This window comes from Maritimimonas sp. 2210JD6-3, assembly GCF_056591795.1.
This window is the reverse complement of the sequence record NZ_JBWQOJ010000006.1, coordinates 82,502-96,148: the sequence shown is the minus strand read 5'-3', so window position 1 is coordinate 96,148 and position 13,647 is coordinate 82,502. Positions and strand designations below refer to the sequence as shown.

Annotated in this window: 13 protein-coding genes and 1 pseudogene; 3 read left to right on the top strand and 11 right to left on the bottom strand. The window is 33.4% G+C overall.

Annotated elements, in window-relative coordinates; translation table 11 throughout:
- Positions 1–85: 85 nt before the first annotated feature.
- Positions 86–910 (bottom strand): TPM domain-containing protein, encoded by an 825-nt coding sequence (locus AC1EUY_RS04830; RefSeq protein ID WP_480194377.1) that lies wholly within the window; start codon positions 908–910, stop codon positions 86–88.
- A 158-nt stretch (positions 911–1,068) separates the two neighbouring features.
- Between AC1EUY_RS04830 and AC1EUY_RS04825 the strand changes: the two genes are divergently transcribed.
- Entirely contained in the window at positions 1,069–4,272 is a 3,204-nt protein-coding gene (locus AC1EUY_RS04825; protein ID WP_480194376.1) for a WD40/YVTN/BNR-like repeat-containing protein, read from the top strand.
- 25 nt (positions 4,273–4,297) lie between these two features.
- On the opposite strand, the gene AC1EUY_RS04820 is transcribed toward AC1EUY_RS04825, so the two are convergent.
- Positions 4,298–4,924, bottom strand: a complete 627-nt coding sequence (locus tag AC1EUY_RS04820; RefSeq protein WP_480194375.1) for a DUF6973 domain-containing protein — start codon at positions 4,922–4,924, stop codon at positions 4,298–4,300.
- Positions 4,925–5,051: 127 nt separating this feature from the next.
- On the opposite strand from AC1EUY_RS04820, the gene AC1EUY_RS04815 reads away from it, so the two are divergent.
- Both AC1EUY_RS04815 and AC1EUY_RS04810 read left to right on the top strand, forming a co-directional pair.
- On the top strand, positions 5,052–5,354 hold the full coding sequence (locus tag AC1EUY_RS04815; RefSeq protein WP_480194374.1) for a hypothetical protein: 303 nt from the start codon (positions 5,052–5,054) through the stop codon (positions 5,352–5,354).
- A gap of 100 nt (positions 5,355–5,454) precedes the next feature.
- Complete coding sequence (locus AC1EUY_RS04810) at positions 5,455–6,750, top strand: aminopeptidase P family protein (protein WP_480194373.1); 1,296 nt, start codon at positions 5,455–5,457, stop codon at positions 6,748–6,750.
- Between the two features lie 548 nt (positions 6,751–7,298).
- On the opposite strand, the gene AC1EUY_RS04805 is transcribed toward AC1EUY_RS04810, so the two are convergent.
- The 9 genes and pseudogenes from AC1EUY_RS04805 to AC1EUY_RS04765 all read right to left on the bottom strand — a co-directional run bounded on the left by AC1EUY_RS04805 (position 7,299) and on the right by AC1EUY_RS04765 (position 13,228).
- Positions 7,299–7,694: a cupredoxin domain-containing protein gene (locus AC1EUY_RS04805; protein WP_480194372.1), complete on the bottom strand. Its 396-nt coding sequence runs from the start codon at positions 7,692–7,694 to the stop codon at positions 7,299–7,301.
- A gap of 41 nt (positions 7,695–7,735) precedes the next feature.
- Complete coding sequence (locus tag AC1EUY_RS04800; RefSeq protein ID WP_480194371.1) at positions 7,736–8,089, bottom strand: hypothetical protein; 354 nt, start codon at positions 8,087–8,089, stop codon at positions 7,736–7,738.
- A gap of 54 nt (positions 8,090–8,143) precedes the next feature.
- Positions 8,144–8,701: a carboxymuconolactone decarboxylase family protein gene (locus tag AC1EUY_RS04795; RefSeq protein WP_480194370.1), complete on the bottom strand. Its 558-nt coding sequence runs from the start codon at positions 8,699–8,701 to the stop codon at positions 8,144–8,146.
- A 114-nt stretch (positions 8,702–8,815) separates the two neighbouring features.
- Entirely contained in the window at positions 8,816–9,136 is a 321-nt protein-coding gene (trxA, locus tag AC1EUY_RS04790; RefSeq protein ID WP_480194369.1) for a thioredoxin, read from the bottom strand.
- A 216-nt stretch (positions 9,137–9,352) separates the two neighbouring features.
- Entirely contained in the window at positions 9,353–9,736 is a 384-nt protein-coding gene (locus tag AC1EUY_RS04785) for a DoxX family protein (RefSeq protein WP_480194368.1), read from the bottom strand.
- A 98-nt stretch (positions 9,737–9,834) separates the two neighbouring features.
- A complete protein-coding gene (locus AC1EUY_RS04780; RefSeq protein WP_480194367.1) occupies positions 9,835–10,680 on the bottom strand; it encodes a helix-turn-helix domain-containing protein in 846 nt (281 codons plus the stop codon).
- Between the two features lie 70 nt (positions 10,681–10,750).
- Positions 10,751–10,807 (bottom strand): annotated as a pseudogene (locus AC1EUY_RS04775) (hypothetical protein); the annotation flags it as partial.
- Between the two features lie 449 nt (positions 10,808–11,256).
- A complete protein-coding gene (locus AC1EUY_RS04770) occupies positions 11,257–13,047 on the bottom strand; it encodes a M61 family metallopeptidase (RefSeq protein WP_480194366.1) in 1,791 nt (596 codons plus the stop codon).
- A 28-nt stretch (positions 13,048–13,075) separates the two neighbouring features.
- Positions 13,076–13,228, bottom strand: coding sequence for a hypothetical protein (locus AC1EUY_RS04765; RefSeq protein ID WP_480194365.1), 153 nt, complete (start codon positions 13,226–13,228; stop codon positions 13,076–13,078).
- Positions 13,229–13,647: the final 419 nt, after the last annotated feature.

Genomic DNA, 13,647 nt, shown 5'->3' with positions numbered 1-13,647 from the left:
TGACAGCAATTCTTTTGACACGTAATTTGAGGATAACAGCATCTTAGGCTACGCTAAGAATTAAAAGATAAGGTTTCATTCTGACTTACCAGCCTCCAGAAGCACCGCCGCCACCGAAGCCGCCGCCGCCGCCAAAACCTCCGAAACCGCCACCACCAAATCCGCCACTTGAACTTCCTCCAAAACCGCCACCGCCGCCAAAACCACCACGACCCGATTTACTTAAAATAATGGCTTCTAAAATAGATCTTGCGGCATCATTATCTCTGTAATATCTTCTGCCACCGCCTCTATTACCGCGATTTCGATTCGATAAAATGATCATGAGAATAAAAAAGAAAAGAAAAATAAAGAATATAGGAATTCCACCTCCTTCATTTCTGCTTTTAGGATTTCCTTTATATTCTCCATTCATTATTTGCATAATAGCTGATGTAGCTCTATCAACACCTCCATAAAAATTGCCTTTTTTAAATTCTGGAGTTATAATGTTTTCAATAATTCTTCGTGATAATGCATCTGTTAATAAATGCTCAACTCCATAACCTGTCTGAATGGTTACTTTTCTATCATCTTTCGCTATTAATAAAATAATACCATTGTCTTTTCCTTTCTGACCTATTTCCCATTTATGACCTAAATCGGTAGCATATCTCGCAATACTTTCTCCAAAAGTAGTTGGTTGAATCATTACGAATAACTCTGTAGAAGTAGTATCATTATATTTTTTCAACTTGCTAAATAGCAACTGCTTTTCATAAACAGATAATGTATTGGTACTATCTATAATTGGAGGAATAAACGAAGGCTTTTTTGGAATTTCTGATTGAGAAAAAAGAATGTTAGATGCAAAAACTAAAAACAGTACTAAAAGTGCTGTTTTTATACAAGTATCTTTTTGGTTTTGCATAAGTTGAGTTCTCCAAGTTTTAAAAATGCAATATACTAAAAATGTACATCCTAATCTATTAGTATATCATTTACTAGCAAAGTTACTTAGCTGTTAAAAAATTGTTTTTCAATAAAAATCAAACTACCTTAGATGCGCTTTAAACTTACTCAATTCAAATGAAAAAATTATTCCTTCTTGTGGTGATGATTAGCGCCACGGTATGCTCTCAACAAATTGATATTAAAAAATTAAAAGGCATGAAGCCTCGTGCTATAGGTCCTGCCGGAATGAGTGGCCGAATTACGGCTATAGATGTTGTAAATAACAACCCCGATATTATATATGTGGGAGCTGCTTCTGGCGGTGTTTGGAAATCTGAAAGTGGCGGAATCGATTGGAAACCCATATTTGATGAACAGCCCTTAACGGGAATTGGTTCTATAGCCATTCAGCAAAGTAATCCCGATGTGATTTGGGTAGGTACTGGCGAAGGTAACCCTCGTAATTCACTAAATGGAGGTTATGGTATTTATAAAAGCTTAGATGGTGGTCAAACTTGGAAATCAATGGGGCTTGAAAAAACACGCAATATTCATAGAATAATTATTGATCGCGACAACCCAAATACAGTATATGTTGGAGCCATTGGTTCACCATGGGGAGAACATCCTGAGAGAGGAGTTTTTAAAACAACTGATGGAGGAAAAACATGGAATAAAATCCTATTCGTAAACAATAAAACCGGAGCTGCCGATCTAGTCATGGACTCATCAAACCCAAACAAACTGATTGCAGCCATGTGGGAACATCGTCGTAAGCCATGGACGTTTAATTCTGGTGGAAAAGGCTCAGGATTATATATTACCTATGATGGTGGAGAAAACTGGAAAAAGAAAACTGATGAAGACGGGTTGCCTAAAGGAAACTTAGGTAGAATGGGATTAGCTATCGCACCCAGTAATCCAAACATTGTATATGCTTTAATCGAATCTAAAAAAAATGCATTATACAAATCTGAAGATGGCGGAAACAAATGGAAAAAAATAAATGATAAACCTGGTATAGGTAATCGACCTTTTTATTATTCCGATATTTTTGTAGATCCCGTAAATGAAAATAGAATTTACAGTGTGTTTACCTATGTAAATGTGAGTAATGACGGCGGCAAATCATTTAAGCAATTAATGCCAGCTTATGGCACTAGTGTAGGAGTTCACCCCGACCATCATGCTTGGTGGATACATCCAAAAAATCCCAATTTTATGATCGATGGTAATGATGGCGGATTAAACATTACTAAAGATCGTGGTAAGACATGGCGGTTTATAGAAAATCTTCCTGTTGGGCAATTCTATCATATTGCTTATGACATGGAATATCCTTACAATCTATATGGCGGTATGCAAGACAACGGTTCTTGGGCCGGACCTGCTTATGTTTTAAAAGCACAGGGAATTCGAAATGCGTATTGGCAAGAAATATCTTTTGGTGATGGGTTTGATGTAGTGCCCGATCCTAAAAATTCACGGTATGGATATAGTATGTCACAGCAAGGGTTTGTGGTACGCTACGATCGAGAAACGGGAAATGGTAAAATGGTGCGTCCAACACATCCAAATCCTGACATAAAATTGCGTTTTAATTGGAATTCTGCTATTGCACTCGACCCTCATGATAATGAAACTATTTATTTTGGAAGTCAGTTTGTGCACAAATCATCAAATAAAGGCCATGAATGGGAAATTATTTCACCTGATTTAACAACAAACGATCCTCAGAAGCAAAAGCAGCATGAAAGCGGGGGTATTACCATGGACGCCACAGGTGCAGAAAATCATACCACTATTTTAGTGATTGAGCCTACTAAACTTGAAAAAGGCCTGTTATGGGTTGGAACCGATGATGGCTTAATTCAATTAACGCGTGATGGAGGTAAAACTTGGAATAATGTGACACCGAAACTCAAAGGTTTCCCAAAAGGAAGTTGGGTCGCACAAATTAAAGCTTCGCCTTTTACTGCTGGTGAAGCCTACGCCGTGGTGAATAATTATCGAAATTTCGATTTTAAACCCTATCTTTTTAGAACACGTGACTACGGAAAAACATGGGAAAGCCTATTGGATAAAAAAGGGGTGACCTTCGGGTATTCGTTAGCATTAATCCAAGACCCTGTAGAGAAGAACCTATTATTTTTGGGTACTGAAAATGGTTTATACGTTTCTATTGACGAGGGTGAAAACTGGACAAAATGGACAGAAGGATATCCTTCTGTACCTACGATGGATTTAGGAATTCATCCTCGTGAACACGATCTAGTCATCGGTACTTTTGGTCGTTCATTCTATGTATTAGATGATATTCGCCCGTTACGAGAACTTGCTAAAAATGGTACTACTGAGCTCAATAAGACATTAAAGGTTTTTTCTGCTCCTAAAGCTCATATTAATCAGATTCAGCAGCCTTTAGGTACTCGTTTCGGCGGTAACGCTATGTTTAATGGTGAAAATAGAAGCCTAGGAGCGATGATTACCTATAGTATTAACAAACCCGAAAATAAAAAAGAAGTTTCTGATAAAAAAGATACAGAAAAGAACGAAGCCATAAAACCACCTAAAAAGAAGGGTGATTCGTTGATTGTAAAAATATATAATACTGACAATGAACTTATAAGAACTTTAAAAAGAAAAACTCCAAAAGAAAATGGAATACATCGTATGTATTGGAATTTAGGTGAAAAAGGCGTTCGTGGTCCGTCACGTAGAGCAGCTCGAAAAAATGCTCCAGAACCTAGAGGAGTTACCGTATTACCAGGTAATTATAAAGTGGTAATTCATTATAATAAAGCTAAAGATTCAACAACTGTTGCTGTTGCTTATGATCCCAGAGTTGACATGCCTATAGCTACTTTAAAAGCCAAATATGATTTATTGAAACAATTAGAGAAGAAAACAGCTTTAGCAGGGAAAGCTGTCGAGCAATTAAAAGAATCAAAAAAGATAGCTGCTTCTTATAAGAAGCAGCTAAAAGAACAAAAAGGTGATCAATATAAAGACGCCATCAAAGCAACAGACTCTATCACAAAATCGATTGGTAAATTAATAGACGGAATGATTGGCAAAGAAGATAAGCGCCAAGGTATTACGCGAAACCCAGACCCAACACCTTTAACCTTTTTATCTACAGCCAGACGCTATGTAGGCTCTTTATTACAAACACCCGGCAAAACTGAAAAAGATGCCATTAAAAATGCAAATGAAAAAGTTGATAATGCTATGAAACCCATAACTAATTTTTATAAAACAGATTGGCCTAAATATAGAAATCAAATTGAAGGGTTGAACTTAAGCTTGTTTAAAGATTATAAAGAGTTGAAAGAGTAGATTTTTGATCGAAATTTTGTTGCATTCAAAATGATGTTTCATTAGATGACACCAAACATTTTTGAGTATTCCACTTGCCTTTAAGTGAGTCAAGTGGAATTCTTTTTCTTGAGCAATCTAAAAAATTACCATCGACATCCTTTAATAGAATTTTCATTTTACCGCTTTTAACAGAATCAATCACAATCTCGATAAGTTGTCGCTTGTTTTTTTTATTGAAAACTTTCCCAATAGAAATACCAACATTGTTATTATGCAAGTCCATTTCTGTTGAAGGTTTATCGGGTAAGTATCCATCTTCTAACTGTTTTTTTTTGAATGTTTGATAATTTCCTTTTTCATGAGCCTTCCCCAAACTTAAAGCGGCACGTTTTCCTATACCTTGTGTTAAACGTGCCATCCAATAGGCATGTTTAAAAGCATCTAATTGTCCTCCATTATTATCATTATTAATAAATCCAGTTTTGGAAATCGAATCTTTAACCTTTTCTGCCTCAAGCGATATTCTATAAGCCTTTTTTGCTTTAAAATGATGAAAAACAACCCACTTTTTTTCAGGTTTTGAAAGTTTAGAAAAAGATTTTTTTAGCGTAGGTGAACAATTAAGAAATAATAAAGAAATTAATACGTAAAGTAGTTTTTTAAAATGCATTGTTTTTCTAAAGACCATTTAAAAATACCTTTATAATTTAAGATATTGATAGTTTAAAACACTAATAATTGTTAAATCAACATTTATTTTGTTAATTTACAATTAATTAACTAAAATAATTTTTTTTATGGAAAATCTACTCCCATTAATCATTCAATTAGTAAGTGGTGCTGTCGGCGGAAACGTGGCAGGATCTTTAATGAAAAAATTCTCTCTCGGCACTTTAGGAAACTCAATTCTAGGTATTCTAGGAGGAGGAATCGGCGGAAAATTACTAGGTATGCTTGGTATTGGAGCTGCAACTGCAACTGGAGCCGATGCTGGTGGCTTAGATCTTGCTAGCATTTTAAGCAGTGTTGCCAGTGGCGGCGTTGGCGGCGGTGTGCTTATGGCAATCGTCGGAATGATTAAAAATGCTATGAATAAATAATAGTATAGATTACGAATTAGTAAAGCGCTCAAATTGAGTGCTTTTTTTATTGTTGAATACCACATAAATTCTATTTTTGATACTCTAAATAAAACTACTGATGAAATACCTACCCATAGATCGTAAGCTCTTTATTAAAAATCGCAAGAATTTTATAGCTCAGATGAAACCCAATAGCTTAGCTGTTTTTAACTCTAACGACATTTATCCGATAAGTGCTGATAGCACATTACCTTTTCAGCAGCATCGTGATATTTTTTATTTAAGCGGTGTAGATCAAGAGGAAAGTATCTTAGTGCTATTTCCTGATTGCCCCAAAGAAAAGCATCGTGAAATCTTGTTCTTGCGTGAAACGAATGAGCATATCGCAATTTGGGAAGGTGAAAAACTAACTAAAGAAAAGGCTTTTGAAACTAGTGGTATTAAAACGGTGTATTGGTTACATGATATGGAGAAAATCATGTTTGAACTCATGACACAATGCGATACCGTTTATATAAATACTAATGAACATTATCGCGCTTCTATAGTCACTGAAACTCGTGAAGACCGTTATACGAAATGGTTAAAAGAGAAATATCCAGCACATGCCGTTGCTAAGAGTAATCCTATTTTACAGCGACTTCGTTCAGTAAAAGATCAGATCGAACTTGACCTTATGCAAAAGGCATGTACCATCACCGAAAAAGGATTTAGACGCATCTTAGGCTTTGTACAACCAGGTGTTATGGAATATGAAATAGAAGCTGAATACATGCATGAATTTTTACGTAACCGCTCTAAAGGATTTGCTTACACCCCAATTATCGCTTCAGGTAACAATGCCAATGTATTGCATTATATAGAAAACAATCAAGAGTGTAAACTTGGAGAGCTTATCTTAATGGATGTAGGTGCCGAATATGCTAATTATTGTAGTGATATGACACGTACCATACCTGTTTCTGGTAAATTTACGAAGCGACAAAAAGAAGTTTACAATGCTGTACTACGCGTAAAGAATGAAGCAACCAAAATGCTAACTCCTGGTACCTTATGGGAAGCCTATCATGTGGAAGTTGGTAAGCTAATGACTTCAGAATTATTAGGGTTAGGGCTATTAGATAAAGCTGATGTAAAAAATGAAAATAAAGATTGGCCTGCCTATAAGAAGTACTTTATGCATGGCACTTCGCACCATATCGGTTTAGACACACACGATTATGGTATTTTGACTGAACCAATGCAAGCCAATATGGTCTTTACCGTAGAACCTGGTATTTACATTCCTGATGAAGGTTTTGGCATACGCTTAGAAGATGATGTAGTTATCAAAGAAAAAGGCGAACCCTTTAATTTAATGCAGAATATACCTATAGAAGCTGAGGAAATTGAGGAATTGATGAACCAGTCTTAGACTGGTTTTATTCTTTTAACGAAAACTACGGTAGTGATTGCCATATGATGTTGATGCCTTTACCAACCATCAGCTGTTTTTACCATACTCAAGTAATCAATACCTCAAACGGCGATTATTTTAGCTACGGTAACCTTGTTAGAAACTTCAAGAATCTCAACTATTCTTGGAGAATCTGAATTAGTACAATCTCCTTTGGTATTCCAACATTTTGCTAAACTTATCAAGTTAGCAAAAGGCATTTCTAATTTATCGAAATAAGCACTCTTTTTCTTATCATACCACCAATCTACTCTTCGTACATCTTTATGTACACTTTTATAAGCTAAAAAGGATCTGCCTTGAAAAAGTATCTATATAATTATAAGCTGCCTGTGTTACATCTTTTTTGGCTTGCTCTTTATCTTGCGCGTTTAACTGAAATGTAAATATTAACACTAAAAAGATTGTTAGTGTTTATATTTTATCTAAAGATAAATCAATTTGTCTTTTAATAGCAAATAAAGCGAGCTCGAGCTCGCTTTATTTGCTATTATTAATTAGAGTATTTATTTCACAATTAAAGTGTATTGTGGCGTTTTATTAAAAGGACAAAAATATTTATAGGTTCCTTTTTTTAAATTTACTTGCTTAGAAGATTCTGTTTTACCATGCTTAACCATTTGTGAAACATAGGCTTCTTTAATATGATTTTTAGGATTAGAGCCATCTTTACCTTCTTCTATTAATACCAAACCTACCTCTGGTGCTGCATTGTTATTTGATACTTTAAAAACATAAGTACCTTCAGAGAGCGTTAATTGTTTTTGTGTAAATTCACCTTTTGTTTGCTCTAAAGAAACTGTTTTTACAGCATCTTTTTTCATCATTTTATCTTGTGCAGTAACTGTAAAAGTTGCAGTTACTAAAAATAATACTACTAATAAATTTTTCATTTTTTTCATTTTTAAATTGTTTTTAATTATTCTAATTTTATATATTTTAATTAAGCATGGTAATACCGTTCATTAATAATTTTACCATCTTGCCATTGTGTTCTATTTACTTGCTCAAATTTATGATGTTCTCCATCTTTTGTTTTAAACTCCATGGTAGCTTCGTAATAAGAAATGTCTCCTGAAACAGATTCATTTTTAATATCGTATCTTATAAATTCAGAAACATTAGCTAGCAAATCTTCTTCAGCTCTAATGCAGACATCCTTACCAACTTTTGGAGTTTCATTAGCTTCTTGTAATACAACATCATCAGCTAAGTATATATTCATTGCTTCTAAAAATTGTCCTTTACCTAATAATTGCTTTAAATCTTTAAGTGCTTCTTTAATTTGGTTTTCCATATTTTTTTAATTTCAAAGAGTTCCATTAAGTTAATGGTACTCGTAATTTATAATTTATTGTGTTACTGCAAATTTTCCTGCTTCTACTTTCGGAAAATCTACTTCAGTTTCAGCAATATGATTTACATAATTCGTTAATGTATTTGAGACTACATTTAAAACGATTTCTAAGACATCACCATCTGTATAACCTGCATCTTTAACAGCTTGTAATTCTTCATTACTCACAACACCTCTATTTTTTGTTACCAGTTGTGCAAATTTTAATCCTGCTTGCGTTTTAGCATTATCAGATAAACCTTGTCTATTTTGCTCAATTTGCTCATCAGATAGTCCATTCATTTTACCAATGGCAGTATGTGCAGATAAACAATAGTTACAACTATTTTCTTCACCAATTGCTAATGCTAATTGCTCTCTAAACTTTGCGTTAAAGTTTCCACTTCCTGCAATTTCTCCTAATGATAAATATGCTTTTAACGTAGCAGGCGAATTACCAAATACTTTAATAAGGTTAGGAATAAAACCTAATTTTTTATTTACAGCATCAAATAATTCTTTTGATGCTCCTGTTGTTGTTTCTGGGTTTAATGTTTCAATTCTTGTACTCATAATTTCTATTTTTTAATTGCTATTATTAATTACTCTTTACTTCTTGCCCGCAACTGGCTACCTCATATTCTTGATAGCCCCAGCAATTCGGACATTGTTTTAAATTTTTCATTCTTAAGCAGTTTTTTGTTCATTAATTTTACCACGTAAATCGCTTTCAGAAACCAAGCCTACTATACGGCCTACTTCTTTACCTTCAGTTAATTGAATTAAAGTTGGAATACTACGCACTCCAAAAGCAGCTGCTAGTTCCTTATTTTGATCTATGTTTACTTTTTTAATAGTTACATCTCCTTCAAACTCTTCTGCCAACTTATGAACTGTTGGCAATAAAGTTTGACATGGACCACACCAATCAGCATAAAAATCGATTAATACGTTCTTATGAGTTTCTACTGTTGTTTGAAAATCTTTTTGATCTAATTGTATATTCATAATTCTTTATTTTAAATTCCTGCCATCGCAGGAATGACAGTTAAGATGAAATCTTGATTTACATTAAGAAATGTTTGTTTTAATTCTGATACAAAGATGCGATGAATAATAAGGCAAGAAAATGGACAAAAGTTCCAAAAACATGGACTACCCATTTTACATTAAAAAAGAAAACCCAATTCTTTCGAATTGGGTTTAGCTTTTTAATTGATAATATTATACTCTTTCTTTATTGTTTAATGCCAATCCTGCAAGGGTGAATAACAAGGCAATATGAATCATTATATTCATCCAATTGCCAGAAGGAATGTGCACTAACACCAATGCCATAAACATAATAAATGCTAAAAAAGCATATGCCTCGAATAATTTTTTATTCGCTAAGATTGCTATACCAGCCACCAATTCTAATAAAGCTAGAATGGCTCCTAAAGCATAGGTTCCTGTATCACCTAAAAAGGCCAATCCACTACTTTTCAAAAAATTCGCCATATTTTGAAGACCTACACCTCCCAAAAAACCTTCAAAAAATTTTTCTAAGCCTCCCCATACAAAAAGCAAGCCCATTCCGATTCTAATAATTAAATTTCCAGTGTTCATACTATATCTATTTTGGTTATAATTAATTTTTATGATGCAAAAATGTGATAAAAAATGGTATAAGAAAATGGACAAAAGTTCCTAAACCTTGTAAATTGTTAGTTCTTTTGCTCTTTTTTGAATTGAAGTGGTGATTTTTCTACTGCTTTTGTGAAAAAACGGGTAAAATAGGCAGGATCATTAAATCCTAAATTGTAAGCTATTTGCTTTACAGAATCATCTGTATAAATCAATTTTCGCTTCGTTTCAAGGATAACTCTATTTTTAATGAAATCGCTAGGTGTTTGAGCTCCTATTTTCTGAAAATGTTTTGTTAATGATTTAGGTGAGAGCCCTAACCGTTCGGCATAATAGGTAACTGAGTGTTCTTTTTTAAAATTGAGATCAACCAACATACTAAAATCTTTAAATAGTTTAGTTTCTGTATCATTTTTTATAACATCTCGTTCTTTTTTAATACGAACAGATTGCACTATAAATTGCTTTAAATAGGCTTGCAACATATCATACTGCGCGGTATCTTCTAAGCGGAATTCTTCCATTAAACTGATAAGTACGTTCGTTAGTTTTTTACTTTCATGTTCACTAGGTTTTACAAATGTTGACTCATAAATATTATTAAACAAAACTCCATTACAAGACACTTCTTTATCATGTGTTTGGATGCAGTAAAAATCACGCTTAAAAGAAATTTGATATGCTTCTTTAACTTTTTCTGAAACTACAGAAAACACCTGACCTGGTGATAAAAAAAATAATACCTCACCATCAAAATCGTATGAATTAAAATCAATACTATAAGATCCTTTTCCTTCTTTGATCCAGTAGATACGATACGAATCTACCTGTTGTGCTTTGTTCACTACACATGCTTCTTCAAAATTAACTACAGTTAACGAGAAGATGTCTTTATAGTTATACGTTTGTATTTCTTGAACAGCCATTTAAAATTTATTGTTAAACTTTAGTCGTAAAATTTTCTAAATTTAACAAATAACAAATTACCTCCGCCTCTTAATCACTAAAATATTGCGAAGGTGAAATTCCCATCAATTTCTTAAAAGACTTGTTGAAGGTCGTTTTTGAATTAAATCCAGCTTCTTGCGCAACCCAAACAAGGTTAACTGTTTTGCTTTTTCAGATTCGGCTAGTTTTATAAACTCTTTTATGCGATAGTAGTTCACAAAATCAAAAAAAGTTCATACCTATTTTTCATTTAGTAAACTTGCCATTTCAGAATTGCTAATTCCTAACATTTCAGCCAGTTCAGATTTTGGGAATTTATTGTTTAGGTAAGTTTTTTTTGCATTAAGCTTTCTAATTTTTCTTTAAGCTTGTTTAAATCTTATAATGAGAATTTAGATTGTACATATTTAGAAGTATTGATTACAGCAGATAAGTATGTTATAACGTGTAGGTTGGTGTTGCTAATAAATAGTCTGTGAATAAATCTAGTAAATTATTAACATTCATCTCTCAAATTTACTATTTTACTACGTAACATCAATTATTAACATATCTTACTTGGCTTCTAGCCAATTTAGGCGTTTTTTAAGTACATCTTTTTTTACTTTTTTAAGTAGTTCAGTTTCAAAACTGGTATTTGCTCCTAAAAGTAATTGTACTTCTTTTTCTTTTTCAAAACGGCTAAACATTATTTTTACAGTTTGTCTTGGTTTAAAATTCTTTATAAAATTATTTGGTTTTAAATCTTTTACAGCAATATCATTCACAGAAATAATTTTATCCCCATTTTGTAAACCTGCTTTAAAAGCTGCACTACCTTCTTGCGGATTGGAAACTAACTTAAATTCTTTATTTAAACGCACACCCAGACTTGCTTCATTTAATTTTGGCTGTTCAAAACTCACACCTACAGAAGCAAACAAAGTCTTATAATCAGGCATTTTACTATCGAAAATATACCTAGTAAAGAAATTATTGGCAAATGCTGCCCCGGCATAAGCTGCTAATAAATCTTGTAAATCTCTTACTGTGTACGGAATTTCTGGCTTCCCATAAGTTCGCCATACAAGTTTCATAAAATCGTCTAAACTTTTATTTCCGTCAAGGTTACGCAACGATAAATCTAATGCTAATCCGAGCACACTACCATACGTATAGTAAGAAATAAATGTATTTTCTCGATTTACAGGGTCAACCGAACGGGCAGCATCTACAAATGGCGCTTGGTAACTCATTTCGATTGGATTAAAATACTTACGCGCTGGTGAATTTAAAACATAATTGAGTCCGCCCGCTAAACCTTGCACATATTTTTCAGGCGACATTAATCCTGCTCTACACAATATTAGATTGGTATAATAGCTTGTAAAACCCTCTGCAAACCACAATTCACCAGACATATTAGCTTCTTCATAATCAAATGGTTCTAATGTTTTTGGACGAATACGCTCCACATTCCATGCATGGAAAAACTCATGCGAAACAGTACCCATATTGCGTTGCATACCTCCATTTGCTAGACTACGCGTACTTGTTAAAATTGTTGAGTTACGATGCTCCATACCATCGCCAGAAGCATTTGGCATGTAACATGCTAAAAATGTGTACTCACCATAATCAAAGTTTGGTAATTCTCCAAAAATAGCTTTTTGATGTTCTACAACTTTTTTAACACCCTCAAAATATTTGTCTAACTCAGCATCCGTACCGTTGTGGTGCAATACAAACTTGATTATTTTCTCTTTACCATTATCGCTTACCTTAAAACTGCGGACAGCATGGTTACTTATTTCTGCTGGGCTATCCATAAAATAATCTAAATTTGGTGCATAAAACATATTGTTACCTAGTGATTTTAACTGCGTAGCCACTTTCCAACCTAAATCTTTACGTACATTAAATGTTACTTCTATAGGGCGTTGTGTATAATCTCTGGCATACATAAACGTTGCAGGAATGTTTAAATGGGCATGAGTTTCATCTATTTGTGCATACGTTCCGTCTCCTCTATTTGCAAACAATGTATAGGTAACTTTTACAGTACCATCATGATTAGCGACATTCCACTGATGTGGATTTGGTCTCGTAATTTTCAACTCGTTACCTGCTCCATCAAAAGCTTTAACATTATATACATTCTTGGCAAATTCGTGAACTGCATAACGCCCTGGAGACGTTCTACTCATTCGTAGTTCTAGCACTTTATTCTCTAAATTTGTAAATGTTGCTTCTACCTCAGCTTCGTGATGTACGGCATTTTTAAACGAGATTTTATAGTTATTATGTGTTTGTGCACCACTAAGTAAAAATCCTAAGCATAGAATTATTAAAAATATTTTTTTCATTATTAAAATTATTTTTTCGTCATTTAGATTATGATATTAAATTTCCGTTTTCGTCCCAATTAGTGATATCTACCCTATTATCTTGATTTATAGATTTGGCGAACCACTTTGCTTCGTACGCTAAACTATGCTTTTTTTTAGAAATCCTCAGGTACGCCATCTCGTCACAGGGAAAACCCATACTTTTCAATAGGTCTTAGGCTTACAAAGTTTGTTATAAATAATAGAAAAATCAAATAATAATTATTGTTTTTGCGATTAATTATTTGTGTATTATGTTGATAATCAAGACACAGTTATTTTGAAAACAATTAACAATTTCAAGCCTATTTTTAGCAATATAGATGACTCCTAGAAACGATATAAACAAACTTTATAGATTAGACAATATCATTTCTTATGAGTATAGTTGCGGTCATTTGTGCGGTAGATACTTGGAAAGATACACCAAAACAAAGGAAAATTTTACTAAATAAAATTACATCCTAAATAGAAACTAATCGAGAAGACAAAAAGAAATATGGAAATTGTAAAAGAATAACTCAGTTTTTATTTAGTTATTTAAAACACAACTATTTCTTATACGTTACCGATACGTGT